At 63.7% G+C, this 26,838-nt stretch carries 19 protein-coding genes and 2 tRNA genes; 10 read left to right on the plus strand and 11 right to left on the minus strand.

What is annotated here, in order from left to right:
• Window positions 1-14 precede the first annotated feature (14 nt).
• The 4 genes from GTP45_RS22675 (at window position 15) to ahpF (ending at window position 5,586) form a co-directional block, all read left to right on the plus strand.
• Entirely contained in the window at window positions 15-2,807 is a 2,793-nt protein-coding gene (locus GTP45_RS22675; RefSeq protein WP_161016098.1) for an EAL domain-containing protein, read from the plus strand.
• A gap of 43 nt (window positions 2,808-2,850) precedes the next feature.
• Window positions 2,851-3,165 (plus strand): hypothetical protein, encoded by a 315-nt coding sequence (locus GTP45_RS22680; protein WP_161016099.1) that lies wholly within the window; start codon window positions 2,851-2,853, stop codon window positions 3,163-3,165.
• A gap of 147 nt (window positions 3,166-3,312) precedes the next feature.
• Window positions 3,313-3,876, plus strand: a complete 564-nt coding sequence (gene ahpC / locus GTP45_RS22685; protein ID WP_161016100.1) for an alkyl hydroperoxide reductase subunit C — start codon at window positions 3,313-3,315, stop codon at window positions 3,874-3,876.
• A gap of 111 nt (window positions 3,877-3,987) precedes the next feature.
• Window positions 3,988-5,586, plus strand: a complete 1,599-nt coding sequence (gene ahpF, locus GTP45_RS22690; RefSeq protein ID WP_161016101.1) for an alkyl hydroperoxide reductase subunit F — start codon at window positions 3,988-3,990, stop codon at window positions 5,584-5,586.
• Between the two features lie 28 nt (window positions 5,587-5,614).
• Here ahpF and GTP45_RS22695 read toward each other — a convergent pair whose 3' ends face one another.
• From GTP45_RS22695 to GTP45_RS22735, 9 genes are all read right to left on the minus strand, one after another.
• The gene (locus GTP45_RS22695; protein WP_161016102.1) at window positions 5,615-6,100 is read right to left on the minus strand and encodes a hypothetical protein; all 486 of its coding nucleotides are present in this window, start codon (window positions 6,098-6,100) and stop codon (window positions 5,615-5,617) included.
• 9 nt (window positions 6,101-6,109) lie between these two features.
• Entirely contained in the window at window positions 6,110-6,304 is a 195-nt protein-coding gene (locus tag GTP45_RS22700) for a hypothetical protein (RefSeq protein ID WP_161016103.1), read from the minus strand.
• Between the two features lie 77 nt (window positions 6,305-6,381).
• Window positions 6,382-7,509: an AI-2E family transporter gene (locus tag GTP45_RS22705; protein WP_161016104.1), complete on the minus strand. Its 1,128-nt coding sequence runs from the start codon at window positions 7,507-7,509 to the stop codon at window positions 6,382-6,384.
• A complete protein-coding gene (locus GTP45_RS22710) occupies window positions 7,506-7,988 on the minus strand; it encodes a cyclic nucleotide-binding domain-containing protein (RefSeq protein WP_161016105.1) in 483 nt (160 codons plus the stop codon). The genes GTP45_RS22705 and GTP45_RS22710 overlap by 4 nt, the downstream gene beginning before the upstream one ends.
• Window positions 7,989-8,067: 79 nt before the next feature.
• Complete coding sequence (locus GTP45_RS22715; protein ID WP_161016106.1) at window positions 8,068-8,673, minus strand: ABC transporter ATP-binding protein; 606 nt, start codon at window positions 8,671-8,673, stop codon at window positions 8,068-8,070.
• Window positions 8,664-9,755, minus strand: coding sequence for a hypothetical protein (locus tag GTP45_RS22720; protein ID WP_161016107.1), 1,092 nt, complete (start codon window positions 9,753-9,755; stop codon window positions 8,664-8,666). The genes GTP45_RS22715 and GTP45_RS22720 overlap by 10 nt, the downstream gene beginning before the upstream one ends.
• A gap of 61 nt (window positions 9,756-9,816) precedes the next feature.
• Window positions 9,817-9,893: transfer RNA gene (locus tag GTP45_RS22725), tRNA-Asp, on the minus strand.
• A 22-nt stretch (window positions 9,894-9,915) separates the two neighbouring features.
• Window positions 9,916-9,991: transfer RNA gene (locus GTP45_RS22730), tRNA-Val, on the minus strand.
• 125 nt (window positions 9,992-10,116) lie between these two features.
• Entirely contained in the window at window positions 10,117-10,944 is an 828-nt protein-coding gene (locus GTP45_RS22735) for a substrate-binding periplasmic protein (RefSeq protein ID WP_229258589.1), read from the minus strand.
• A 93-nt stretch (window positions 10,945-11,037) separates the two neighbouring features.
• On the opposite strand from GTP45_RS22735, the gene dinB reads away from it, so the two are divergent.
• From dinB to GTP45_RS22760, 5 genes are all read left to right on the plus strand, one after another.
• Window positions 11,038-12,186 carry a DNA polymerase IV gene (gene dinB, locus GTP45_RS22740; RefSeq protein WP_161016109.1) on the plus strand — a complete coding sequence of 383 codons (1,149 nt, stop codon included), beginning with the start codon at window positions 11,038-11,040 and terminating at the stop codon, window positions 12,184-12,186.
• Window positions 12,187-12,231: 45 nt separating this feature from the next.
• Window positions 12,232-13,764, plus strand: coding sequence for a sensor histidine kinase (locus GTP45_RS22745; RefSeq protein WP_161016110.1), 1,533 nt, complete (start codon window positions 12,232-12,234; stop codon window positions 13,762-13,764).
• A 55-nt stretch (window positions 13,765-13,819) separates the two neighbouring features.
• Entirely contained in the window at window positions 13,820-14,716 is an 897-nt protein-coding gene (locus GTP45_RS22750; RefSeq protein WP_161016111.1) for a recombination-associated protein RdgC, read from the plus strand.
• Between the two features lie 153 nt (window positions 14,717-14,869).
• Window positions 14,870-21,676, plus strand: coding sequence for a beta strand repeat-containing protein (locus tag GTP45_RS22755; protein ID WP_229258590.1), 6,807 nt, complete (start codon window positions 14,870-14,872; stop codon window positions 21,674-21,676).
• An 84-nt stretch (window positions 21,677-21,760) separates the two neighbouring features.
• On the plus strand, window positions 21,761-24,178 hold the full coding sequence (locus GTP45_RS22760; protein WP_161016113.1) for a hypothetical protein: 2,418 nt from the start codon (window positions 21,761-21,763) through the stop codon (window positions 24,176-24,178).
• A gap of 70 nt (window positions 24,179-24,248) precedes the next feature.
• Here GTP45_RS22760 and GTP45_RS22765 read toward each other — a convergent pair whose 3' ends face one another.
• On the minus strand, window positions 24,249-24,734 hold the full coding sequence (locus GTP45_RS22765; protein ID WP_161016114.1) for an asparaginase domain-containing protein: 486 nt from the start codon (window positions 24,732-24,734) through the stop codon (window positions 24,249-24,251).
• 107 nt (window positions 24,735-24,841) lie between these two features.
• On the opposite strand from GTP45_RS22765, the gene GTP45_RS22770 reads away from it, so the two are divergent.
• A complete protein-coding gene (locus GTP45_RS22770) occupies window positions 24,842-25,609 on the plus strand; it encodes a phosphonate C-P lyase system protein PhnG (RefSeq protein ID WP_161016115.1) in 768 nt (255 codons plus the stop codon).
• Here the strand turns inward: GTP45_RS22770 and GTP45_RS22775 are convergent.
• Window positions 25,606-26,604, minus strand: a complete 999-nt coding sequence (locus GTP45_RS22775; RefSeq protein ID WP_161016116.1) for a D-2-hydroxyacid dehydrogenase family protein — start codon at window positions 26,602-26,604, stop codon at window positions 25,606-25,608. The two genes, GTP45_RS22770 and GTP45_RS22775, sit on opposite strands and share 4 nt — an antisense overlap.
• Between the last annotated feature and the right edge of the window lie 234 nt (window positions 26,605-26,838).

Consider the following 26,838-nt stretch of genomic DNA (forward strand, 5'->3'; position numbering starts at 1 on the left):
TTACACTAGGGGGCATGCGCCCCCGCTTCTCCGCCCTTGCCAAGCTGTGCGTCGCCGCTGCCATCGTGCTGGCTGCGGCGCCCGCCATGGCGCTGGAAAAAGTCACCCTCCAACTGAAGCATGCGCACCAGTTCCAGTTTGCCGGCTACTACGCCGCGCAGGAACTGGGCTATTACCGCGACGCCGGGCTGGACGTGCGCATCCTCGAAGGGCAGGACGGCAATGCGCCCGAGCGCGACGTCCTCAGCGGCAAGGCCGAATACGGCACCGGCAGCAGCAGCCTGCTGCTGGCGCGGCTGGCCGGCAAGCCGGTGGTGGTGCTGGGCGTGGTGTTCCAGCATTCGCCGTACGCGCTGGCCATGCGCCAGACCGGCGGCGATCCCGATATTCGCCGGCTGGTCGGCAAGCGCGCCATGATAGGCTCGTTCACAGACGAACTCGGCAACGCCGACGAACTGCTGGCTTTCCTCGCCAAGGAAGGCGTGCCGCCCAAGAGTTTCCAACGGCTGACCCACAGCTTCAATCCCGAGGATTTGGTCAGCGGCAAGGTGGACGCGATGGCGATCTACACCACCAACGAGCCGGACACTTTCGACCGCCTTGGCTTCCCCTATGATATTTACAGCCCGCGCGCGGTCGGCATCGATTTTTACGGCGACAACCTGTTCACCAGCGAGCAGGAAATCGCCAATCACCCGGCGCGGGTGCGCGCCTTCCGCGCCGCCAGCATGCGCGGCTGGCAGTGGGCCATGAGCCACCAGGAGGAAGCGGCCGACCTGATCCTCAACAAGTACTCGCGCCGCGCCGACCGCCAGCACTTGCTGTACGAGGCGCGCCAGATGGTGCCGCTGGTGCAGCCGGTGCTGGTCGAAATCGGCTACATGAACCCGGATCGCTGGCAGCATATTGCCGAGGTCTACGCCAGCCTCGGCATCATTGCCAAGAACGCCAGCTTTGATGGCTTTATGTACCGCGTCGATACCAATCGCGGCAACCTGGTCTGGCTATACCGCGTGCTGGGCGTGGCGGCGCTGCTGCTGGTGCTGGGCGCGGCGATTCACTTCAGCTTGCTGGCACGCGAGCGCAAGCGCGCGCTGGAAACCATCCGCAAGGGCGAGCAGCGCTTCCGCACCATGTTCGAGGCCTCGCCGCTGGGCATTGCGCTGATTGACTCGATCAGCTACGAGTACCGCGACATCAACGCGCGCTACCAGGAAATCCTCGGCCGCTCGCAGCACGAATTGCGCGCGCTGCGCTGGCTGGATGTGGGCCACCCGGACGACGTGGCCGGCATCAAGGCGCAAATGGCGCTGCTGACCTCGCAGCAGATCAGCAGCTTCAAGGCGCTGAGCCGCCTGTTCCGGCCCGATGGCAGCGTGGCGTGGATCGATGTGTCGGTCAACGCCATCGATACCGAGGCCGGCAGCCATCCGCATCATCTGTGCATGATCGAGGATGTGACCGCCAAGAAGCAAAGCGAGGCGCTGATCTGGCAGCAGGCCAATTTCGATACGCTGACCCACTTGCCGAACCGCCGCATGTTCCTCGACCGGCTGGCGCATGACATGCTCAAGAGCCAGCGCGACAAGTCGCGCATTGCCGTGCTGTTTATCGACCTCGACCATTTCAAGGAAGTCAACGACACGCTGGGCCACCAGCAGGGCGACGTCTTGCTGGTGGACGCGGCGCGCCGCATCAGCGCCTGCGTGCGCAAGTCCGACACCGTGGCGCGGCTGGGCGGCGATGAATTTACCGTCATCCTGTGCGAGCTGGAGACGCCCGATCAAGTCGAGCGCATCGCGCAGGACATCCTGGCCCGCATGCTGCAACCGTTTGTGCTGGGGCAGGAACAGGCGTTTGTCTCGGCCAGCATCGGCATCACGCTGTACCCGGACGACGCACTCGACATCGACAGCCTGCTCAAGCACGCCGACCAGGCCATGTACGCGGCCAAGGGCGCGGGCCGCAACCGCTACAGCTATTTCACGCCGACCCTGCAAGTGGCGGCGCTGAGCCGCATGCGCCTGACCAACGACTTGCGCGGCGCGCTCAAGGGCGAGCAGTTCGAGCTGTACTTCCAGCCCATCGTGCACCTGGCCAGCGGCGCCATCCACAAGGCCGAGGCGCTGATCCGCTGGAACCACCCGCAGCGCGGCGTGGTGAGCCCGCTGGAGTTCATCCCGCTGGCCGAGTCGAGCGGCTTGATCGTCGAGATCGGCGAGTGGGTGTTCCGCGAGGCGGCACGCTGGGTGCAACAGTGGCGGCGCGAATGCCACCCGGAGTTCCAGGTCAGCCTCAACCAGTCGCCGCTGGAATTCCAGCGCGAAGGCAGCTCCTACGACAGCTGGCTGGCGCATTTGCAATCGCTGGCGCTGCCCGGCCAGTCGCTGGTGGTGGAGATCACCGAGGGCTTGCTGCTGGACGCCAGCAACACGGTCAGCAACCGCCTGCTGCAATTGCGCGACGCCGGCATCCAGGTGGCGCTGGACGATTTCGGCACCGGCTATTCCTCGCTGTCCTACCTGAAGAAGTTTGACATCGACTACCTGAAAATCGACCGCTCCTTCACCCGCAACCTGTCACCCGACTCGAGCGACATGGCCTTGTCGGAAGCGATCATCGTCATGGCCCACAAGCTGGACTTGAAAGTGATCGCCGAGGGCGTGGAAACCCCCGAGCAGCGCGACCTGCTGGCGGCGGCCGGCTGCGACTACGGCCAAGGCTATTTATTCGCCAAGCCGATGCCGGCCGCGCAGTTCGACGCCTTCCTGCGCGCCGCGCCCGCCTTGCAAGCGGCGCAAGGCTGACTACAATCAAGAGGTTGGCGGCATTGCCGCAGGGGAGAGCATCATGCTGAACGCATTCTATGCGTGGGCCCGGTTGACCTTGGATCACGTGCCCGAAGCCATCAACGCCCAGCTGACCATGGCCCAGAGCGCGCACAACCCGAGCATCCGGGTGGAATTCGCCTCGGACAACTGGCATGCCAGCGTCACCTGCTGGGAGAACTGCAACTATCACGCCGTCATCACCGACGGCGTGAGCCGCCAGCACCGCTACGCCCACCACGGTCGCCTCGACCCGGCGGAGCCGCTGGGCCCGCAACTGCACAGCTTCCTCGCCCAGCTCGGCATTGCCGATTACGCCAGCGCCACCCAACACTAATCCCGCCGGGGCAGAGATAATAGCTATCCCGTTTGCCGTCTTAATAGCTAAATCCAATTGAAACTATTGGAACAATCAATTTTGCAAATGGGGCAAAAGCCCTTAAACTGGCGTCTCAATGATTCACAACCCAACGAGGAAACCACAATGTCCCTGATCAATACCCAAATCAAACCTTTCCAGGCCACCGCATACCACGCAGGTAAGTTCATCGACGTGAGCGACGAGTCGTTGAAAGGCAAGTGGTCCGTTCTGATGTTCTACCCAGCCGACTTCACCTTCGTGTGCCCAACCGAACTGGAAGACCTGGCCGACTTCCAACCAGAATTCGCCAAGCTGGGCGTAGAAGTGTACGGCGTGTCGACCGACACCCACTTCGCGCACAAAGCATGGCACGACACTTCGGACGCGATCAAGAAAGTGAACTACCCGCTGATCGGCGACCCAACCGGCAAACTGTCGCGTAACTTTGAAGTGATGATCGAAGAAGAAGGCCTGGCACTGCGCGGCACCTTCGTGATCAATCCAGAAGGCTTCATCAAAGTGATGGAAGTACACGACAACGGCATCGGCCGCGACGCTTCGGAACTGCTGCGCAAAGTTAAAGCCGCCAAGTACGTTGCTGAGCACCCAGGCCAGGTTTGCCCAGCTAAATGGACCGAGGGTGCAGCTACCCTGACCCCATCGCTGGACCTGGTTGGCAAGATCTAAGGCTTGAACCAGTCTTGAAAAAGACAGCAGCAAACAAGTAGTTACCGCGATGCCGGACCGGGCGTCCGGCCCGGCATACGCCTAAATATTTGTGAATAAAGGAAGAACATCATGTTGGACGCTAGCCTCAAAACCCAGTTAAAAGCCTACCTCGAGAAAGTGGTGCATCCACTGGAACTGGTCGCCGCTCTTGACGACAGCGCCAAGGCCCGTGAAATGAAAGAACTGCTCCTCGAGATTGCCGAGTTGAGCGACAAGATTTCGCTGGTCGAGCGCATTGATGCAGGCGTGCGTACGCCATCGTTCAGCATCAACCGTGCTGGCACCGAGATCGGCGTGCGTTTCGCCGCGATCCCGATGGGCCACGAATTCACTTCGCTGGTGCTGGCGCTGCTGCAAGTGGGCGGCCACACCATCAAATTTGACGAAGCCGTCATTGAACAAATCCGCAATCTCGAAGGCGACTTCGAGTTTGAAACCTTCATGTCGCTGACCTGCCACAATTGCCCGGACGTGGTGCAGGCCCTGAACGCGATGTCGGTGATTAACCCACGCATCAAGGTCACCACCATCGACGGCGGCCTGTTTGCGAAAGAAGTCGAAGAGCGCCAGATCCTGGCCGTGCCGATGATGTTCCTGAACGGCCAGCATTTCGGCCAAGGCCGTACTTCGGTCGAGGAAATCCTCGCCAAGCTGGACACCAACGCCGGCATGCGCCAGGCCGCTGAGATCAGCAAGAAAGACGTGTTCGACGTGCTGGTGGTCGGCGGTGGCCCTGCTGGCGCGGCTGCGGCGATTTACGCTGCCCGTAAAGGCATCCGCACCGGTGTGCTGGCCGAGCGTTTCGGCGGCCAGGTGCTGGACACCCTGGCGATTGAAAACTTCATTTCGGTGAAAGAGACCGAGGGCCCGAAATTTGCCGTCGCACTGGAACAGCACGTTAAAGAATACGACGTCGACATCATGAACACCCAGCGCGCCAGCAAGCTGGTGCCGCTCGGTAAAGTGGTGGAAGTGCAGACCGCTTCCGGCGCGGTGCTGAAAGCCAAGTCGGTGATCCTGGCGACCGGCGCCCGCTGGCGCGAAATCAACGTGCCGGGCGAGAAGGAATACCGCAACCACGGTGTGGCCTACTGCCCGCACTGCGACGGCCCGCTGTTCAAGGGCAAGCGCGTGTCGGTGATCGGCGGCGGCAACTCCGGCGTGGAAGCGGCGATCGACCTGGCCGGCCTGGTCAAGCACGTGACCCTGATCGAGTTCGGCGCGGAACTGCGCGCTGACGCGGTGTTGCAGCGCAAGCTGCGCAGCCTGCCGAATGTTACCGTGATCACCTCGGCGCAAACCACCGAGATCCACGGCGACGGCAAGATCGTCAACGGCTTGAGCTACACCGACCGCAACACCAACGTGTCGCACAAAGTGGAGCTGGAAGGCGTGTTCGTGCAGATCGGCCTGGTGCCGAACACCGAGTGGCTGAAAGGCACGGTAGCCCTGTCGCGCCACGGCGAGATTGAAGTGGATGCACGCGGCCAGACTTCGCTGCCGGGCGTGTTTGCCGCCGGTGACGTGACCACCGTGCCGTACAAGCAAATCATCATCGCCACCGGCGAAGGTGCGAAAGCGGCCCTGTCCGCCTTCGACCACCTGATCCGCTCGGACGACGACGAAGCGGTCGCCGAATCGGCCGGCAAGCAAGCCTTGACGGCATAATGTGAAACGGGAGCCTCGGCTCCCGTTTTTACTTGTGCAGTACGCCTGAGTGCTGTCCAAATTCGGTGAGCATCTGATCCAATCCTCGAAAGCCAAACAGCAGTGCAGCAATAACGAGGATGGTCACAAAGTTCACCGCCAAATTCCCACTCACATCCGCTGCCCAGCCTTTCCACGTCCGTTTTTGTTGCTGATTGGTGTGGATTACCTCTAGCTTTTCCCCTACCTTCGTCGCTAAAAAATCCTGCTCCAGCTCACGTTTACGTAGCTCCAGAGTCTTCCCAACCAATTGCTGCATTAATTCTTCGGCTTGTTGCACGTACATCTTGCGCATGCTTGGCGTGCAGCAGGAGAGATAAAAGGTTTCTAGCTCGTCTTGTGTAGCCTCTGTGCCGTTCTTTTCTCGAATCGCCCGCAGCGCCTCAGCTTTATGCTGTTTATAGACGGTGTAGGCAAAGATGGCCAGGACTTCACTGCTGCATTCCTGCGCCAGCAATTGATACATGGCGGGCATGATGAGGGCTCATTTAATTTTGAACGTCTCTTTCCAAGCTGCGTCTAGTGCGGCCCGAATCTGTTCGCTAGTGAACTGCGCACTGGGCCAATCGTCGAAGAATCTCTTGGGCCTTGGCTTACCGGCACGTTCGTTGCGCATGTCTTCTTCGACGGCATGGCAAATTTCGCGGATTTCTGCTGAGGTAAGATTGTCGAATCTCATGATGACCTCCTTCGGGGACGTTCATCGAGTGTACGCCGCGTGAGGCGGCGCACGGTTGATGCGAGTTTGATGTAGATCTAGACGCTCAAGTCGTAGCTGGCTTGCTTGGCGCGCAGTTCCATGGCGTTGCGGTGGCGGGCGCGCAGGCGCGGGTCGGTGATCAGGCGGCCCAGCGTTTCGCCGATCACCATGACTACGCCCAGCAGCGGCAGCACCAGCATCAGGCCCGCCACGCCGGCCACCGAGCCGCCGATGAAGATCATCAGCACGGTAATCAAGGGATGGATGTGCAGGCTGCGCCCCAGGGTCAGCGGCATGAACACGAAGTCGTCCAGCAGGCGCACCAGGATGAACACGCCGATCGCCAGGTAGGCCACCGAGGGATTGGCCGGCGCATCGGTCGAGGCCACCATCACCACCAGCACGCAGCCGACGATGGAACCGACGTACGGCACCCACGCCAGCACCGCCGCAATCAAGCCCAGCACCAGCGGCGAGGACACGCCGATCACCCATAGCCCGAACGCCAGCACCGCCGTGTCGAGAATGGTCAGGCGGATCAAGCCCTGGAAGTAGCGGTGCGCGGTCTGGTCGACCTCGTGCAGCAGGCACAGGGTGCGTTCGAAGAAGGCGTTCGGCACGGCGCGCGCGAGGAATTTTTTGAAGCGCAGGCCGTCGCGCAAAAAGAAGAAGGTCAGGAACGGCGCCAGCAGCAGGGACGGCAGCCACGCCGCGGCCGACACCAGGATGTCGGTCAGGTGCGACTGGATGAAGTCGCCGGTGAATTCGCTCATGCGCTGGTTGATGGTCTCGGCCAGGTTCACTTGCTTGAGGATGGGGAATTGCTGCTCCAGCGCCACCATGGTATGGCGCACGAATTCCAGCCCGCCGGCAAGGTAGATGCCCAGCATGTCTTGCCACGAGGTGGCCGGCGCCGAGTTCCAGAAGATTGCCGTGAGGATGGCCAGCGTGACCAGCAGCAGGAATACCGCGCCCACCACCAGGGTGGCGCCGTTCTGGCTGAAGCCCATGCGGATCAGGCGCTGCGTCGGCGGTTGCAGTATGTAGTACAGCACGATGCCGAGCAAGAACGGAATCGCCAGAAACAGCATCTGCTGCAACAGGAACAGCAGCACGCAGGTGGCGGCGATGATGCCGCTCCACACCACCGGCCCGCCGCGCTTTTGGGTCGGCAGTAAATTCATAGCGCCTCGATTTGCGGCTTGCCGGTCATCCAGTCGCGCAGGCGGCGGCCGATGTGGCGCGCCAGGGCCAGCGAGATCTTGTAGCCGATCACGGCGTCGGTTTCCATCAGGCCCATGAAGTCGGCGCGGAAGAACACCGCCAGCTCGCAGTTGTCGAGCGCCCGCGTTTGCGCGTTGCGCGGCGAGTTGTCGAGCAAGGCGAGGTCGCCGAAGAAGGAGCCGGCCGACAGTTCGGCCACCACCTCGCGCCCGGCGCCGAGCTGGCGGCTGATGATGACCCGGCCCGACATGACGAGGTACAGCGCCTGCCCTTCCTCGCCCTCGTCGAAGATGATTTCGTCGGCCAGGTAGCGGCGCTCGTGCATCAGGCCGTCCACGATTTTCAGTTCGAGCGGCGTCAGCGACGAGAACAGGGCCGATTCTTTCAGGCGCAGCAGGCGCGGCGACAGTTCGGGCGATTTGAGGAAGCCGAAAATCAAGGGGAACTCCGGGACAGGAAGGGTGTGCCTGATATTGTCGCCGGTTTTGCCCTCTCGCTGCGTGTTTGTTGTTAAGAAATCACAGTTGCAAGGTGCTTACCAGCGGCAGCGCCGGTTCCAGGTGGCTGGTCAGCAGGATGCATTGACGCGCTAGCCGTTCCGGGGCGCTGAGCTGCTGGCGCAGGTAGGCTACCGCATCGACATCGAGGCCGTTGAAGGGCTCGTCGATCAGCAGCAGGCTTACCGGCAGCGAAAGGGCCAGCGCCAACTGCATTTTCTTGTGCTGGCCAAGCGAGAGTGTCGTGATCGGCTGATCCAGTGCCGGCAGCAGGTGGAATGCGGCCAGCTCGGCGTTGAGCAGTTCGGGATCGGCGCCGGCGTACAGCGAGACGTGCATGTCGAGCACTTCGCGCACGGTCAGCCATGGCAGTTGCGGGGTGTCGCCGCCGCAGTAATAGCAGTGCAGGCGGTAGGTCAGGGGCTGGGCGTGGATTTCGATATCGTCCAGCCAGATGCGGCCGGCGTGCGGCGCGAGGGCGCCGCCGATCAGTTTCAGCAAGGTGGTTTTGCCGGCGCCGTTTTCGCCGCGCAGCCAGGTGATGCCGGCGCCCAGTTGCAGGTTGAAGTCGCGGAACAGCGGGTGGCTGGTGTATTCAAAGTTGAGCTGTTCGATTCTTAATTCCATAGTTCGCTTCCAATGGCGGTCAGGATGAGGATGGCGCCGAGCACCAGGCCGACGCGGCCGCGCGTGCTGAGTTTGCGCAGTGCGACGATGGCGATTTGGGCGGTAGCGGCAAAGCATAGCCAGACCACGGCCACGGTGTGGCTGTAGCCCTCAGCTGGGCGGCCCAGTGTCAGTGCGGCAAACCACGCGAGCACGGTGGCGCCGGGCAGCAGGGCGAGCAGGATGGCGAGGCGGTACAGGCGTTCGGCGTTAAGCGGCCATTGTGTGGCGATGGGGCGCAGCACGGCGATTTGTTCGGCCACGGCTTTGTCGCCGCGGTCGGTCAGCAGCATGGTCATCAGCGCGGCGCAGGCGCCCCACAGCGCCGGTGGGATCAGCGGCGGATGCCACAGCCAGGCGGCGATGCTGGCCAGAGCGCCCATCAGCAGCAGCGTTTGCTGGATGCCGATCACGTTCTCGGCGCGCCAGAAGGGTAGCCAGAACAGCTGTTTCCAGTAATAGGCCAGCGCGAGACCGCCACGCGCGGCCGCGCAGGGAATGTATGCGGCTGGGGCGGGGCGAGTGCGGCCGGGCTTGCGAGCCGTGGGCAGGCGGTTGCGCTGGGCCAGCGTCAGCGTTGACAGCAGCCATGCCGCCAGCACGGAGGCGAATGTCAGCAGCAGTGCTTGCGGCGCGACGGGCCGCAGCCAGTCCGGCCACTGGTACAGCCAGATGCCAACCGAGACGGCGTACGCCGCCCCCACCGGGCCGACCATCAAGGCAGCCACCGCCGCATCGGCCAGCCAGCGGCTGCGCGCTGGAATCGGCAGCGTCTGGCTCCAGGCATGCACGGCGGCCGGGTGCAGGCGCTTGCGCAGCAGCCATGCCGGTGCGCTGATCAGCACGACCTGTCCCGCCACCAGGCCCAGCGCCTCCGGCCATGGCTGGGTCGCGGCAAACATGCCGGGCAAGGCGATCACGGCCAGCAGGCCGATCAGCACCGGGCCAAAGCCAAGCAAAATATATTCGAGGGAACTGGTGAGGCTGGCGGCAAATTGCAGCAGCGCGTGCCGTGCCAGCCGAAGGCGGAAGCGGAGATACATCGTACTCCTTGGACGGAAATGAAAAAGGCCCGATGCGAACATCGGGCCTTTCTCTGAATATTGGCGGAGCGGACGGGGCTCGAACCCGCGACCCCCGGCGTGACAGGCCGGTATTCTAACCAACTGAACTACCGCTCCAATTCGTTTTTATAAGTTCAACTGGTGGGTGCTGAGAGGGTCGAACTCCCGACCTACGCCTTGTAAGGGCGCCGCTCTACCAACTGAGCTAAGCACCCAGTGAACTTATCAGCGTTTGTCACAACTGCTGAACGAGGCCGTATTCTATAGGAGCCTGATTCACTTCCGCAAGGGTTTTTGAAAATTATTTAGAAAATTGTTTCCGCACACAGGGTGGAGGCCCCTAGCGTGCCGGCGGCAGGGCGGCGAGAATGTCGCGCGTGCCATCATGGTACAGGTTGCGCGTGATCTCGGCGCCGAGGTAGCGCTCATGGAATTTTTGCATGGTGCCATCGATCACGATGGAGCGCAGCGCGTCCGCGTAGCGCTGCAGCACCTCGGGCGCGACTTTCTTCGAGACGTACAGGCCGACCATGGTGCGCGGCGACTCCGCCACGGTGCTCGCACTCATCTTGCCGATCATGCCGAACTGGCGCTGGTTGATCAGGTGGATGGTGGCCGGCGCGAACGTGCCCTCGGCGCGCCCGGCCAGAATCTTGCGGAACACCACGCTGTAATCGTTGACGTATTCCAGCCGTCCCAGCTGCTGCAGGCGATCCAGCTGCCGCTGCGTCTCCGGCGCGTAGAGGATGCCGCGCGTGATGTTGAGCCGCGCGCTGCTGCGTTCGACGAACTCGGCCAGGCTGCGGAACTTGCCCGCATCCTTGTTCAACAGCACCAGTTCGAAATGGGTATAGGTGTAAGGCAGCCAGGTGCCATAGCGGTCGCGCTCGGCCGTGCGCAGCGAGGCGCCGGTCATGTCCAGCTGCTGGCTGAAAAACTGGGCGTACAGGCGGCTGCGCGGATACCAGCGCACGATCAGCTGGCAGCCGCTGCGCCGCTGGATTTCTTCCAGCAGATCGATATTGCTGCCCCGAACCTTGGCGCCGTCGAGGTAGGAGGAATAACCGAGGTCGCTGACGCCAACGGTGGACGGCGGGCAAGCGGCATCCAGCGCCGCGGCCTGCGTGCAAGCAAGCGGTAGCAACGAGGCCAACAAAACGGCGGACAAGCGCTGGGTCATGCCAAGAGTGTAACACTGGCAACTTGCACGATGGCGGCTTTCGGTGGATACTGTGTTTATCCACAGTATTGTTTTTGCACCATGGTTGACGCCGCGCGCCGCATTGCCCACCTCGATATGGATGCGTTCTACGCTTCCGTCGAGCTGCTGCGCTACCCGGAACTGCGCGGTTTGCCGGTGGTGATCGGCGGCCGCGAGCGCCAGCCGGTCAAGCAAGCCGACGGTAGCCACGTGTTCGCCCGCCTGCGCGATTATGTCGGCCGTGGCGTGATTACCACGGCCACCTACGAGGCGCGCGCGCTCGGCGTCGGCTCGGCCATGGGTATGATGAAGGCAGCCAAGCTGGCGCCCGACGCCATCCTGCTGCCGGTTACCTTCGACGCTTACCGCCACTACTCGCGCCTGTTCAAGGAGGCGGTGGCCAGCATTGCGCCCGATATCGAAGACCGCGGCATCGATGAAATCTACATTGACCTCAGCCGGGTGGAGGGCGAGACCCGCGAGCTGGCCATGCGCATCAAGCAAGCCGTGCACGCGGCCACCGGGCTGACCTGTTCGATCGGCGTCACGCCCAACAAGCTGCTGTCGAAAATCTGTTCCGATCTGGAAAAGCCCAACGGCCTGACCGTGCTTGGTTTTGAAGACATCCCGGCCCGCATCTGGCCGCTGGGCGTGCGCAAGATCAACGGCATCGGCCCCAAGGCCACCGAAAAGCTGGCCTCGCTGGGCATCGAGACCATCGGCCAGCTGGCGCAGGCCGACGCCGGCCTGCTGCAAGATTATTTCGGCGCCCATTACGCGGCATGGCTGGCACGCGCCGCGCGCGGCATTGATGAGCGCGAGATTTCCACCAGCTCGGAAAGCAAGTCCATGTCGCGCGAGACCACCTTCGAACGCGACCTGCACGCGCGCCAGGATCGCGACACCTTGTCCGCCATCCTGACCACGCTGTGCGAGCGCCTGGCGGACGACCTCAAGCGCAAGGGCTACGTCAGCCGCACCATCAGCATCAAGCTGCGCTACGACGATTTCCAGATCGTCAGCCGCAACGTCACCTTGCCGCTGCCGGTGGCCGATGCCGCCGGCATCTTGCAGGCCGCGCGCGAGTGCCTGAAGCGGGTGCCGCTGCAACGCAAATTGCGCCTGCTCGGCGTGCGCGCCAGCACCCTGGAAGCGCCCGGCGCAACAGTGGTGCGGCGGCTGCCGGTGCAGGGAGATTTATTCGCCTGAAACCGGTATATTTGGCATTAGCCTTGTTTGCCGGGAGTCATGGATATGCTGGAGCACCTGAGTATCCAACAGCGGTTCCGCTTGCTGTTGGTGGTTTCGCTAGCCTGCTTCGCCCTGTGCGGAGTGATTGTCTACCGCACGCTGGCCGAGATCCGCGTCAACGGCCCCATCTATGAACGCATCATGCAAGGGCAGGACTTGGTGGCCGATATTTTGCCGCCGCCGGCCTACCTCGTCGAATCCTACCTCGTGGCGCTGCAACTGGCCGACGCCGACGCCGAGCACGCGCGGCCCCTGATCAAGCGCATGCAGGCTGCCGAGCTGACCTATCAGCAGCGCCACAGCTACTGGCTGGCGCAAGGCCTGAGCGGCGAACTCGGAGAAAAATTCCTCAAGCAATCGCACGCGCTGGCGCTGGAGTTCTACGCCGCAGCGTTTGGCCAATTGATACCGGCGCTGCAAGCGGGCGACGACGTGCTGGCGCGCCGCACGCTGGCCCGGCTGGGCGCGACCTACGAGCAGCAGCGGCAAGTGATCGGGCACGTGGTCGCACTGGCGCGCCAGCGCAACGCCGCCGACGAACTGGCCGCGCGCGAGCGGGTGCAGATGATGGCGTGGTCGCTGGGCGCTGTGTTCGTGCTGATCGTCGGCGTGTTTGTGCTGATCTTCAACACGGTGCGCCGCAGCATTGCCGATCCCATCCTCGACGCGCTGAAAATCACCCAGAGCGTGGCCGGCGGCAACTGGAGCCAGCACATCCACGCCGACGCGCGCGGCGAAGCGGGCCGCTTGCTGCAAGCGATCCGCGACATCGTCAAGAACACCCAGACCGAAATCGTCAAGGCGGAAAAAATGGCGGCGCTCGGTTCGCTGGTGGCCGGCGTCTCGCACGAGCTGAACACGCCGGTCGGCAACGGCCTGATGGCGGTCAGCACGCTGAGCGAAGACTTGCGCACCTTCCGCAGCAAAATGCAGGACGGCCTCAAGCGCTCGATGCTGGACGACTTCCTGCACTCGGTGGAAGTGGGCGCCGACCTGGCCATGCGCAACCTGCAGCGCGCGGCCGAGCTGATGAGCAGCTTCAAGCAAGTGGCGGCCGATCGCGCCAGTTCGCAGCGGCGCCGCTTCCTGCTGCACCAGGTGGTGCACGAAACCCAGATGACCTTGCAGCCGATGCTCAAGCGCGCCAACTGCCAGGTGGTGCTGGACGTGCCGGCCGCGCTGCAGCTGGACAGCTTCCCCGGCCCGCTGGGGCAGGTCATCACCAACCTGATCGAGAACGCCGCCAAGCACGGGCTCGATGGTTGCGGCGGCGTGATTACCCTGAACGCGTGGCCGGTGGGCGAGAGCTTAGTGACGATCTCGGTGTCCGACTGCGGCAAGGGCATCGCGCCGGAATTGCACAGCCATGTGTTCGAACCGTTCTACACCACGCGGCTGGGACAGGGCGGCAGCGGGCTGGGCTTGCATATTGCCCACAACATCGTCTACCAAATCCTGGGCGGCACCGTGGAGTTGACCAGCTCGGTCGGCAATGGCGCGCGTTTTGACGTCACGATCCCGCTGGTTGCGCCTTGATTAGCGTGTAAAATGGCGCTCCTTTGCCATTTCCGAAACAAGGCCTGTCAACTTTATGTGGTTCAAGAATCTACAGATTTATCGTCTGCCGGCCCCTTGGGCCTATACCCCCGAACAACTGGAAGAAGCGCTCGCTAGTTCGTCCTTCACCCCGGCCAGCAGCAATGAATTGCTGCGCCAGGGCTGGGATAAGCCGCGTCCTAACGGCGGCTTGGTGCACGTGGTCAACAAGCAAATGTTGATCGTGCTGGGCACCGAGAAAAAGCTGCTGCCAAACAGCGTGATCAACCAGGTCGCCAAGGCGCGCGCCGCCGAGATGGAAGAAGCCCAAGGCTTCGCTCCCGGCAAAAAAGCCATGAAGGAATTGAAGGAACGCGTGGCCGACGAGCTGCTGCCGCGCGCCTTCTCGATCCGTTCCAACGTCTGGACGTGGATCGACCCGGTCAACGGCTGGCTGGTGGTCGATGCCGCCAGCCCGGCCAAGGCCGACGAAGTCATCAAGCTGCTGCTGAAGGCGGTCGACAAGCTGCCGCTGGAAAGCCTGCGCGTGCAGCGCTCGCCGGTCGGCGTGATGACCGAGTGGCTGCAAACCGATGAAGCGCCAGCCGGCTTCACGGTCGACATGGACACCGAGCTGCGCGCCACTGGCGAGAGCAAGGCGGCCGTGCGCTACGTCAAGCACTCGCTGGATCCAGAAGAAGTGCGCCGCCACATCGCCGCCGGCAAGCAGTGCACTCGCCTGGCCATGACCTGGGACAGCAAGATTTCCTTCGTGCTGACCGAGTCGCTGGCGATCAAGAGCATCAAGCCGCTGGACGTGCTGGACGAAAAAGACGCCGGCATCCGTAACGACGACGAACGCTTCGACGGCGATTTCATGCTGATGACCGGCGAACTGGCCAAGATGATGGCCGACGTGGTGGAAGCATTGGGCGGCGAAGCCAAGGCTTAACCCCCGTCCTTGCTCTGCAATTAAAAATGCCGCGAAGTCATTGATTTCGCGGCATTTTCTTTGTGGCTCAGCGGTAAAAAATTCGTGGTTGCCTTGTGGAAATTAAAGCAATTTCTGCTATAGTGAAAAGTCTTAGCAAAAGAGGAATTGTCCATGAGCAGTCCGATCGGTCTAACCACGCAGCAAATTGCCAATTTGTCGGTCGCGGCCGTTGCGGCATGGACGACTGCGGACATCGTGGACTTGACCGACGAGCAGGTGCCAGCGCTGCGCCCGGATCACTTGGCCGCGTTCACCAGCTTGCAGCTCTCGGTGCTGGCGCCGAACAATTTCTCGGTGCTGACCACCCAGGCCATTGCCGCGCTCAAGCCCGCCGTGCTGAATGCCGCTGGCGCCGCTGCACCCGCGTTGATGGGCGCGCTGACCACCGGCCAGGTGGTGGCGCTGACCACGGCACAAGTGGCGGCGCTGGGCACGCGCGCGTTTACCAGCCTCGCGTTTGACGCCATCGTGGCGTTTGAAACGGCCGACATCGCCGCCCTGAGTTCGGCTAACATCGCCGCGCTGGACGTGTCGCAAATCGCCAGCCTGCTGAGCCAGCAGTTTGCCGCGCTCGGCAGCCGCCAGACCGTGGCGCTGTCCACCGACGATATCCAGGCCATCAGCAACGACGGCTTTGCCGCCCTGAATACGCAAGTGATCGCGTCGCTATCGAGCAAGCAGATCGCCGCCCTGACCGCCGACCAGACCGTGGCGCTGACCACGCGCCAGGCCGCCGCGCTAAGCTCGGCGCAGTTGGCCGCCCTGAGCTCGGACAATTTCACCGCGCTGGAAGCCGAAGATATCGGCGCCATGAAGACCGCCACCATTGCCGGCCTGTCGACGCGCCAGATTTCGCTGTTGAGCGCCGACCAGCTGGCCGGCTTCACCACCGCCCAGTTTGCCGCGCTGAGCACGCGCCAAGTGGCAGCCCTGAACAGCGATGCGCTGCCCGGCTTGCCGACCGCCGACATCGCCGCCCTCAGCACCGGCGCCATTGCGCAGCTGTCCACCGCCGTGCTGGCGCAACTGAGCACCGACCAGATCCGCGCCCTGACCACGCAGCAAATCAGCGTCATGAGCAGCGCCCAGTTCGCCGGCTTGAGCAGCGACCAGATCACCAATCTGCGCAGCGCGCAGTTGGCCGCGCTCGGTTCGCGCCAGATCGCCGGCCTGTCCACCGAGGACATCCTCGCGCTGGATGGCGGCGATCTGCCTTACCTCAGCACGGCCGCGATTGCCGCGCTCAGTTCGAAGCAATTCAGCGTGCTGGGCGGTGATGACTACAGCGCCATCGCCAGCCTCACCACGGCGCAGATCGCCGCGCTGCGCACCGCCACCCTGGCCGCGCTGAACGGCGACCAGGCGGCGCTGCTGACCAGCCGCCAAGCGGCCGCCCTCAGCAGCGAGCAAATCGGCGCGCTGTCCACCGCCGTGATACAAGCGCTGCCCGCCGCCGACATCGCGGCCTTGAAAACCTATGCGATTGCCGCGCTATCGACCAAGCAGATGGCGGTGCTGAGCAGCGCGCAACTGGCCGCCTTCACCACCGCCCAGTTCTCGGTGCTGAATAGCCGCCAGCTGGCGGCTTTGCACAGCGATACCTTGGCCGGCCTGTCGAGCGCTGACCTCGCCTCCCTGACCACCAGCGCCGTGCCGCTGCTGAACAACCAGTTGCTGTCGCTGCTGAGTACGGCGCAAGTGGCCGGCCTTGGTTCGCGCCACCTGGCTGTGATGAGCAGCGGCCAGATCAATGCGCTGACCACCACCCAGATCGCCTCGCTGAGTACCAGGCAAATCGTCGGCCTCGGCTCGCAGCAAGTGGCGGCGCTGAGCACCGATGATGTGACGGTGCTTGCCAGCGCCGCTGTGCGCGCGCTCAGCACCGGCGCCATCTCGGCGTTCAATTCGAGCCAGTTGGCGGCGCTGGACGACGATGGCAGCGGCAGCCTGATTGCCGCGCTCAGCACCGCGCAAATCGCCGCGCTGCGCCCCACCGCGTGGGCCGGCGTCAGCACCGATCAGATCGTTGCCTTGACCACGGCGCAAGCCGCAGCCCTGAGCAGCAGTCAAATCGCCGCCATCGGCCTGAAGCTGGTGCCGGCGCTGGAGACGGGGGACTTTGCCGCGCTGAGCACCAACGTCATCGCCAGCCTGAGCGCCGCGCAAGTGGCGCTGCTGGAGGCCGATCAAGTCACCGCGCTGACCACCGCGCAAGCGAGCGTGTTGAGCAGCAAGCAGTTTGCAGCGCTCAGCTACACGGCGCTGATGGGCATGCAAAGCAGCGACTTTGGCGCGCTGGCTACCAACACCATCGCCGCGATCGCCACTGATACCTTGATCGTGCTTGGCACCAATCAGCTGGTGGGCCTGTCCACCGCGCAAGTGAACGCCTTTGGCGCGGGCCAGTGGAATTCGCTGACCTCGGATCAAGTGAACAGTTTGCGCTCGGCGCAGATCGGCGCGCTGAATTCGCGCCAGATCGCCGGCCTCAGCACCGATACCGTGGCCGCCTTCAGCAGCGCCGGTGTGGCCGCACTGAGCACCAACGCGATTGCCGCGCTGAACTCGGCGCAGCTGGGCGCGCTGGACATGGATATCCAGGCGCTGAGCACGCGCCAGATCGCTGCCCTGACCACCAAGGCGCTGGCCGGCCTGACCTCGGACGAAGTCGTCGCCCTGAGCACCAGCCAGGTCGCCACGCTGAGCAGCGACCAGGTACGCGGCTTGCGCACCGAGGCGCTGGCCGCCATGGAAGCGGTCGATTTTGCTGCCCTGCGCACCGCCGCCATCGCCGCGCTGAGCACGCAGCAAATCGCCTCCCTGACCAGCGACCAGCTGGCGGCCATGACGCCGGCCCAGTTCAACGCCCTCAACACGCGCCAGCTTGGCGCGCTGCCGAGCGACGCGATTGCCGGCTTCTCCAGCGATAGTCTGGCCGCGCTGGGCCCGGCGTTTATCGCCACGCTGTCGGCGGACATGATTGCCGGCCTGACCTCGGACCAATTGAACAGCCTGAGCTCGCAACAATTCGCGGTGTTCAGCAGCAAGCAGCTGCAAGCGCTGAGCCCGGAACAAGTGGCAACGCTGGGCAGCCGCCAGATCATCGGCCTCAGCACGCGCAACTTGCCGGGCCTGAGCAGCGACGACATTGCCGCCATTGGCAGCGACGGCATGCGCGCACTGAGCACTGCCATGCTGCTGGCGCTGAGCCCGTCGCAACTGGCGGCGCTGGGCGCCGATCCGGCAGGCAACCTGTTCGGCAGCCTGACCACCGCGCAGTTCGGCGCGCTGGGCACCCGTTCGATTGCGGTGCTGACCACCGACCAGATCGTTGCCTTGAGCACCGCGCAGGCGGCAGTGATGAGCAGCTTGCAGTTGAGTGCGCTAACCACCAATGACATCGTGGCCCTGGAAACCGCCGACCTGGCCGCCTTGCGCATCGCGGCTTTGGCCGCTTTGAGCACGCGCCAGGCCGCCGCGCTGAGCAGTGACCAGGTGACGGCCTTGACCAGCGCCCAGATTGCCGCGCTGACGGCCGCCCAATTCTCCGCGCTGAGCTCGGATGGCTTGCAGGGCTTGGAGTTGAACGACATTCCGGTGCTGAACACCGGCGTGATTGCCGGCCTGTCCAACCGTTTGCTGGCCGCGCTAACCACCGACCAGGTGGCCGCACTGTCGACCCGCCAGATCGCCGCGCTGGGCACCAGCCAATTGAATGCGCTGAACAGCGACCAGGTGTTCAACCTGCAATCGGTGCAAATCGCCGCGCTGAGCTCGGCGCAACTGGCGGGGCTGTCGCCGGCCAAGCTTGCCGTCCTCAACACCGATAACCTTGCCGCCTTGAAGCCGGCCGCGCTGGCGGGATTGAGCGCCGCGCAGCTGTCCGTGCTGGGCAACGATCCGTATGGCAGCGGCGAGAGCGCGATCTGGTCGCTGAGCACGGCACAGATCGCCGCGCTGCGCACCAACGCGCTGGCCGGCCTGCGTACCCAGCAGGCGCAGGCGCTGACCTCGGACCAGGTGGCGGCGCTCAGCAGCGCCCAGCTGGCGGCCTTGCCGAATGCCGACCTGCGCGCGTTCGATCTGGAAGACATCGCCGCGCTGAAAGTCAACACCATTCGCGGCCTGTCCTCGGGCCAGTTGGCCAGCCTCAGCGTTGATCAATTCAGCGTGCTGGACACGGCCCAGTTTGCCGCGCTGGGCAGCGGCGCGCTCAGTGGATTGACGGCGGCGCAAGCGGTCGCCATCAGCCTCGACCAAGCCGCTGTGATGAACAGCAGCCAGCTCGGCGCGCTGTCCCTGTCGGCCATCGCCAACCTGGAAGAAGAGGATGTGGCCGCGCTGCAAACCCGCGCCATCGTCGGCCTGGGCACGGCGCAAATGGCGGCGCTGACCGCCGGCCAGCTGGCCACGCTGAGCACGGCGCAGATTACCGTGCTGAACAGCCGCCAGATCAATGCGCTGAGCGACGCCAAGATTGCCGCCTTCAGCGGCGACAATCTCGCCGCGCTGAACACGCAGGCGATTGCCGCGCTCAGCAACGGCGCCTTGACCCGCTTCAACGCCGACCAGATGCAGAGTTTGACCACGCGCCAAATCGTCACGCTGGCTTCGCAGCAATTGGCTGCGCTGCGCACGGCGCAGGTCAATGCGCTGAGCGAGGAACAGGTGGCCGTGCTGGGCTCGCGTCAGCTGGCCGGCCTGTCGCTGGCGGCCATCAGCGCGCTCGATACCGACGTGGCTGTGCTGAGCACGCAAGCGGTGGCTGGCTTGTCCGGTGCGCAGATTGCCGCGCTGGGCGTCAGTCTGGCGGGGCAGGCCGTGAATTTTGACTTGTTGAGTTCGGCGCAAATTGCCGCCATCAACACCAGCGCCTTGCAATTCCTGAGCAATGTGCAGATCAAGGCCTTCGGCAGCGACCAGATCGCCGCGCTCAGCATCAAGCAATTGAACTCGCTGTCGCCGGCCTTCCTGCGCGCGCTGAGCGGCGGCCAGATCGCTGGCCTCGGCACGGCACAAGTGGCGGCGCTCAGCACCTTGCAGCTGAGCGGCTTGAGCATCGCCCAGTTCGGCATGCTGAGTTCGGATCAAGTGCACGCGCTGACGGCGCTGCAGTTCGGCAGCCTGACTGCCGCCAATATTGGCGCGCTCAGCCTGGATGCGCTGGCGGCGGTCAGCGTGGCGGCGATTGCCGGCCTGACCTCCGAACAATTGAACGTGCTCGGTGGTAAAGGCATGGGCATCTCCGCCCTGAGTACGGCGCAGATCGCGGCGCTCAGCACCAAGGCCTTTGCTGGCCTGAGCTCGGCGCAAGCAGCGGCGCTGACGGTGGAGCAGGCAGCGGCCTTGAGCGGCGGCCAGTTGGCGTCTCTGCCCTTGAGCGTGGTTGGCGCCATGCAGGCGGAAGATATCGCGGCCTTGAAACTGTCGGCGGTGGCAGCGCTGAAGACCCAGCAATTGCTGGCGCTGAAAGGCAGCCAGATTGCCGCGCTGAGTGCCGACCAGGTGGCGGCGCTGGGCAGTGCGCAACTGGCCGCGCTGTCGGCCGCGCAAGTGGCTTACCTCGACCTGGAAGACATCTCGGTGATCAGCCCGGCGCTGCTGAACGCGGCCGCCAAGGACGGCAACCTGCTGGCGGCAATGAGCGCTGCACAGTTGCGCGGCCTGAGCGAAACGCAGGTGGCCGCCTTGAACTCGACGGCAATCTCACGCCTGCGCCCGGCCCAGCTGGCGGCGCTGGAAGCAGTCGACATCGCCGTGCTTGGTACCAGCGTGATCCGCGCGCTGACCGATGAGCAATTGCTGGGGCTGACGGTGCCGCAAGTGCAGGCACTGACCTTGGCGCAAATGGCGGCGCTGAAGCCGAGTGACAGCGCCAACCAATTCACGGCGGCACAGATGGCCGGCTTCTCCGGCGCGCAATTGGCGGCAATGAGCACCGCCATGATTGCCGACCTCAGCCCATCTAATTTGCAAGCAATCGAGGTGGACGATATCGCCAGCCTCGGCACGCAGCAAATCCGCGCGCTGACGCCGTTCCAGATGGCGTCCTTGAGCAATGCGCAGCTGGCGCAGCTGACCACCACGCAGACCCACGTGATGACCTCGACGCAATTCCATGCGCTGACGGCGTCGCAGCAGGCGGCATTTAGCGCCGACCAGAAGGCGGCCATGCCGTTCGTGACGCCGCTGGTGCTGGACCTGGACGGCAACGGCGTGCGCACGCTGGGGCTGGAAGCGGGCGTGCAATTCGACCTCGCGGCCAGCGGCAGCAAGCGCGCGACCGGCTGGGTGGGATCGGGTGACGGCTTGCTGGCGCTGGACCGCAATGGCGACGGCATCATCAACGACGGCAGCGAGTTGTTCGGTTCGGCCACGCGCCTGGCCGACGGCCGCACTGCCAGCAACGGCTACGAGGCGTTGGCCGCACTGGATAGCAACGGCGACGGCGTCATCAACGCCAAGGATGCGCGCTACGGCCAGCTGCGCGTGTGGATCGACGCCGATGCAGACGGCATCAGCCAGGCGAGCGAATTGCAGACCTTGGACCAGCTGCACATCACCAGCCTGAACCTGGATGTGCAGGCCAGCGATGCCGTCGATCATGGCAACCTGGTCGGCCTGACCTCGACTTACACCACGGCCGATGGCCAGTCGCATGCGGCGGCCGACGTGTGGTTCGCGCAGGGCTTGAGCAGCAAGGTCAGCGGCTTGACGCAGGCCTTGTCCAACTTCGACAGCGGCGCATCCACGCCGCCTGCCGGCGGCGGCCAATTGACGGCGCACGCAGCGCAGCTTGGCGAGGCCTTGCAGCAGTATGCGGCCGCACCGGCCAGCATCGCCGCGCATACCGAGCACGAGCAATTGCGCCTGAAAGCGCTGCAAGCACCACAAGGCCTGCTGGCTTTGCCGCGTTAATTTCCTTGTCCCCCGGCTTGCCGCGTATGCGGCGGCCGGTTTCGTCCGCCGATCCACTTCAGCGCACGATAAAAAGGAAACCCTATGAGCTTTAATTCCAATATGACGACCGCGCAATTCGCGGCCGGCGGTACGCGCTTGATCGCCACCCTGACCACCACCGATCTAGCCAAGCTGTCCACCGATTTTGTGCAGGCCATGACCACCGCGCAAGCGCGCTTCCTCAGCGCCAAGCAACTGGCAGCGCTGCCGATGAGCAGCGTTGCGGCACTTGAAGCCGAGGATTTTGCGGCACTCGGCTTGTCCCAGCTGACCACTTCCTCGCAATCGACCAGCTTCATGGCGGCGCTCACTGCCGAGCAACTGGCCGCTCTGACTACGCCGCAAGCCCTGGTGCTCAACGCCAAGGGCATCAGCGCGCTGCGCCCCGAGGTGCTGGCTGCATTACAGACCCAGCAATTGACCGCGCTGCGCGAAATGCAGCTGCGCGGCCTCACCGCTAAACAGATGCACGCGCTCACCACCGACCAGATTGCCGCGCTGACGATGATCCAATTGCCGTTCCTGCCGACCAAGCGCGATACTGGCAGCGATATGTTCCGCACCGATCAGATTGCCGCTTTCAGCACGCGCCAGATTGCGGCGCTGGGCACGGCGGTGGTGGCGCAGTTGAGTGCGACCGAGATCGGCGCGATTGAAACGCAGGACATCGCCGCGCTCAGCACGCGTCAAATCGGCGTACTGAATGTGAACCAGGTGCTGGCGCTGACCGAGGATCAGCTGGGCGCGATTGGCAGCCATCAGCTTGCGGCACTGGGTACGCGGCAAGTGCAGGCGCTCGATGTCGGCCGCTGGCAAGCGTTTAGCACGGCGGCTTTCGCTGCGCTGAGTAGCCGCCAGGTCAACTTACTGTCCAACGACACTTTTGCCGGACTGGGCACTGATAGGCTGGCGGCGCTGGGCGCTGCTGCGATCGGTGGCTTGTCCACCCGCCTGCTGGCCTTGCTCGATGGCGATAAGCTGGCGGCGCTGACGCCGCGTCAAATGGCGGCTTTGTCCTCGTCCAGCTTGAATGCGCTGCGCAGCGATCAGTTCCTCGCGCTAAGTACGGCGCAAGTGGCGGGCTTGAGCGCGGCGCAGCTGGGTGGCCTATCAACGCGCAATCTGGCCGCGCTGCAAGCGGAGAAACTCGGCGCGCTGCCGGCGGCGTTTATCGCGGCGCTCAACTCGGCGCAGTTTGCCGCGCTGGGCGGCGTCAATCACGATATCAGCTACTTGAGCACCAACCAGATCGGGCAATTGCGCACGGCGGCGCTGGCCGGCATGACGACCGCACAGGCGGTGGCGCTCACTACCGATCAAGTTGCCCGCCTGAGCGCGGCGCAGGTGGCGGCCTTGTCCACCAAGGTGATTGCAGCGCTGGAAGCGGAGGACTTTGCGTCGCTGAGCGGCGCGGCCATTAGCGGCCTGAGTCTGGGACAACTGAAGGTGCTGCGCAGCGACCAGGTGCTGGGGCTAACCACGGCGCAAGCGAGCGGACTGGGCAGCCATCACATCGCTGCCTTGTCGAGCGCGCTGGTGGCGCAACTGCTGCCGGAACAAATCGCCGCGCTGAAACCGGCCGCGATGGCTGGCTGGCGCTACGATCAAGTGCGGGCGCTGTCCAGCGACCAGCTGCGGGCGCTGACAGTGTGGCAATCGGCCGCGCTGAGCAGTGCGCAATTCCGCGCGCTCGATCCGACCATGGTGGCCAGCATGGAGGCCGAGGATGTGGGCGCCTTGAATACCGGCGTGATCGCGTCGCTGTCGACGGCCACCGTGGCGGCGCTGGATACCGATCAAATCGCAGCGCTGAATGCGCGGCAAGTGGCGGTGCTGTCGACGGCGGCGCTGCGCGCCTTGAGCGACGAGCAGTTTGCCGCGCTCGGTTCTCAGCAATTGGCGGGCCTGAGTTCGCGCCAGTACCAATCGCTGTCGAGCAGCGAGATGGTGGCGCTCAGCAGCGATCAATTTGGCGGGCTGTCGACGCAGATCATCGCCACGCTGAGCAGTGCGCAGGTGGTGGCCCTGACGACGGATCAGATCGTGGGACTGACTGCATCGCAAGTACGCGCACTCAGCAAAACGGCCTTGGTGGCCTTGGAGCAGGAAGATTTGGCGGCGATGGAGACGGCCGATTTGCGCGTCCTGAGCAGCGCGCAGTTGAAGGTATTGTCGACCGCGCAGATCAGCGCCTTCAGCGCCACGCAAGCCAACGTCTTCACCACCGCGCAGACGGCGGGCCTGAGCAGCGCGCAGCTGGCGGCCCTGAATGCCGCCAAAAACCCGCCGCTGGCGACGATGGCCATGAGCGAGCGCGTGCAAGGGCTGGTGCAGGCGCTAGCCGCGTACCCGGTGCTTAGCGCTTCATTGGAACCGCAGCGCGCCCAGGCCGCCACGCACTTGCAGATGAACTTATACGCCCCCGACACGCCGCCGCCGTTGCTGGCGCCGCGCAAATAAAACCGGGGTCAGTTCTGCCAACCGCACACGAGCTCATGTACCAATGGCAGAACTGACCCCGGATTTGGGGTTACAGCGGCTGGAACACGCCGGCCGCTTTGTTTTTCTGCACGTTGTCCCACGCGAAGATTTTGCCGTTCATGGCGACGTACACGCCCGGCGGCAAGGTCTGCGCCACGCCGGCGGCAAAGCCGAGGTTGAACATGGCGTCGGAATTGGCGATCTCGTACGGGATCATGGCGCCGGTCAGCACGATGGTCTTGCCGAGGTTGGCCGGGCCCAGCACCTGCGCCGTCTGCGGCATGGTGTCGGTGCCGTGGATGATGACGATGGCTTTCTCGCTGGCGGCGCGGCACGAGGCCAGGATGCGCGCACGGTCGGCATCGACCATGTCCAGCGAATCCATCAGCGGCAGCTGCTCCAGCGCCACTTCGATCGTCAGGCGGCAGCGTTTGAGCAGATCCGGCACATGGCTATCGGCAAAGCCAAGGGTGCCGTTCAGTTCGTTGTAGTGTTTGTCGAAAGTGCCGCCGGTGGCCAGGATGCGCAGGGTCATGATAAAAGCTCAAGCTAAAAGAAAATGATGTGCATGATAACCCATGCGCGGGACTGGAAACTTGGGCGTACTATGTCTACACTGGTTTCTTTGTTCGTCTGCACACTATGAAAGCGCTCGCTCCCGGCACTGTTATTTTCCACCGCCACCGTGGCTATGGCGTCATCACGACGGTCAATTTGCTGACCGGCTGGATTTCCGCCCGCTTCGGCAGCGAGTCGCGCACGCTCGATTTGAATCTGTCCACCGACGAGGTGCAGTTTGCCGATGGCGAGGCCATCCTGTTCCGCCGCGCCCCGCCCGACCGCATGCCGCACGCGCGCCTGATGGCCGTGGTGCGCGAGCTGCACAAGGCTGGTTATCAAAAACTCTACTTGTATTCGTGGCCCAAGCCGTCCGGGCTGCATTGGCGCTGGCATTTGTTTACCGGCCCGCGCGACTGGATGCAGCGTTCGTGGCGCGAGGGCTGGTATGGCTCGGGCGCCGATTACAACAGCAATCCGGTAATGGGCTGGGGCGATTTGCCGGGCGCCAGCACCGAGGAGCTGATCCACGCGCTGGCCAAGTTCGATCCGCAAGGGCTGGCGCAGGCGCTGGGGCGCGACGAGGATCACGCGGCATGGTTTGCCGCCGTCTGCGATGCGCTGCTGCCGGGCTATATGTACAGCCTCGACATGCAGCGTAGCGATGGCGGCCCGCTGATCGATATGCCGCCGGTGCCGGTGATTCCGGTGCGCGCCTCGTTGCCGCCTTACTCGGGCCCGGATATTCCGTGGCCGCCCGGCTGGGCCGGCTTGTGGAGCAAGGTGCACGTCATGCCGACCCCGCGCATCAATCTCACCGGCTTGCCGGAAGTGCCGGAGCAGGCCGACTAGCCTTTGACGTGGGCGGCGTAGTCCGGGTTGTTGATGTTGGCCGGCGTGCCGTTGGCAAACTCCACCACGTTCTGGAACGCATGCTGGAAATACACTTCGTAGCTATCCTGCTCGACGTAGCCCAGGTGTGGCGTCGCCAGCACGGTTGGTATCTTTAACAGCGGCGAATCTGCTGCCAACGGCTCGGAATTGTAGACATCTACCGCGGCGTAGCCCGGCCGGCCCTTGGCCAGCGCCTGTTCCAGCGCGTCCGTTTGCACCAGCTCGGCGCGGCTGGTATTCACGAACAGCGCGCTTGGCTGCATGCGCGCCAGGTCTTCCGCCGTGACGATGCCGCGCGTCGCCTCGTTCAAGCGCAAGTGCAGGCTCAGCACATCGGACTGCCCGAAAAACGCCTCGCGCGACGCCGCTGCCGTGTGGCCATCGGCCACCGCCTTGCCTCGGCTGGATTCGCTGCCCCACACCATCACCTGCATGCCGAAAGCGCGGCCATAACCAGCCACGGTCTGGCCGATCTTGCCATAGCCCCACAAGCCCAGCGTGCGGCCCTTGAGCACAAAGCCCAGCCCGTTCAATTGCGGGTTGATGGATGCCGTCTGCCACAGCCCATCCTTCAAATTGTTGGCATAAGGGACGATCTTGCGCGCAGCTGCCATGATCAGCGCCCAAGTCAGTTCGGCCGGCGCGGTCGGCGAGCCCACGCCTTCGGCAATCGCAATCCCCAATTCGGTCGCTGCCGCGACATCAATGTGGCCGGAAAGCCGTCCGGTTTGCGAAATCAGCTTCAAATTCGGCAATTTAGACAGCAGCGCGCGGTTGAAGGCGGTGCGTTCGCGGATCAAGACCAGCGCATCGAACGGCGCTAGCCGGATGGCCAGCTGACCGAGCCCGCGAGTAGTGCTGTTGAACACTTTTACTTCGTGGTTTGCCAACAACTCAAAGCATTTCAAACTTTGAGTTGCATTCTGGTAATCATCGAGGATGGCGATTTTCATGAAAGATAAGCGATGTTTTGATTGATTTCGTAGGGAAATAACATGTTCCAAGTTAACCCAAATAGCTTACTACTTTACTCAACTAATTCTCCTACATTTTTGTATGGAACGCCTGTTGAGGGGTGTACAATCGGCCCAAAACCAAGGCCCGACGACCAGATCCGGGCCGCGCACGACCGCCGTACACCCGCCGATCCATTTCGAATGGAACTCTGAGCGCAAGCCAAAAGCTGA

This window comes from Duganella rivi, from assembly GCF_009857435.1.
GTDB lineage: Bacteria > Pseudomonadota > Gammaproteobacteria > Burkholderiales > Burkholderiaceae_D > Rugamonas > Rugamonas rivi.

Coding starts and splice junctions, on each gene's coding strand:
- GTP45_RS22675 (WP_161016098.1), top strand. CDS start 15: ATGCGCCCCCGCTTCTCCGCCCTTGCCAAGCTGTGCGTCGCCGCTGCC.
- GTP45_RS22680 (WP_161016099.1), top strand. CDS start 2,851: ATGCTGAACGCATTCTATGCGTGGGCCCGGTTGACCTTGGATCACGTG.
- ahpC (WP_161016100.1), top strand. CDS start 3,313: ATGTCCCTGATCAATACCCAAATCAAACCTTTCCAGGCCACCGCATAC.
- ahpF (WP_161016101.1), top strand. CDS start 3,988: ATGTTGGACGCTAGCCTCAAAACCCAGTTAAAAGCCTACCTCGAGAAA.
- GTP45_RS22695 (WP_161016102.1), bottom strand. CDS start 6,100: ATGCCCGCCATGTATCAATTGCTGGCGCAGGAATGCAGCAGTGAAGTC.
- GTP45_RS22700 (WP_161016103.1), bottom strand. CDS start 6,304: ATGAGATTCGACAATCTTACCTCAGCAGAAATCCGCGAAATTTGCCAT.
- GTP45_RS22705 (WP_161016104.1), bottom strand. CDS start 7,509: ATGAATTTACTGCCGACCCAAAAGCGCGGCGGGCCGGTGGTGTGGAGC.
- GTP45_RS22715 (WP_161016106.1), bottom strand. CDS start 8,673: ATGGAATTAAGAATCGAACAGCTCAACTTTGAATACACCAGCCACCCG.
- GTP45_RS22720 (WP_161016107.1), bottom strand. CDS start 9,755: ATGTATCTCCGCTTCCGCCTTCGGCTGGCACGGCACGCGCTGCTGCAA.
- dinB (WP_161016109.1), top strand. CDS start 11,038: ATGGTTGACGCCGCGCGCCGCATTGCCCACCTCGATATGGATGCGTTC.
- GTP45_RS22745 (WP_161016110.1), top strand. CDS start 12,232: ATGCTGGAGCACCTGAGTATCCAACAGCGGTTCCGCTTGCTGTTGGTG.
- GTP45_RS22750 (WP_161016111.1), top strand. CDS start 13,820: ATGTGGTTCAAGAATCTACAGATTTATCGTCTGCCGGCCCCTTGGGCC.
- GTP45_RS22755 (WP_229258590.1), top strand. CDS start 14,870: ATGAGCAGTCCGATCGGTCTAACCACGCAGCAAATTGCCAATTTGTCG.
- GTP45_RS22760 (WP_161016113.1), top strand. CDS start 21,761: ATGAGCTTTAATTCCAATATGACGACCGCGCAATTCGCGGCCGGCGGT.
- GTP45_RS22765 (WP_161016114.1), bottom strand. CDS start 24,734: ATGACCCTGCGCATCCTGGCCACCGGCGGCACTTTCGACAAACACTAC.
- GTP45_RS22770 (WP_161016115.1), top strand. CDS start 24,842: ATGAAAGCGCTCGCTCCCGGCACTGTTATTTTCCACCGCCACCGTGGC.
- GTP45_RS22775 (WP_161016116.1), bottom strand. CDS start 26,604: ATGAAAATCGCCATCCTCGATGATTACCAGAATGCAACTCAAAGTTTG.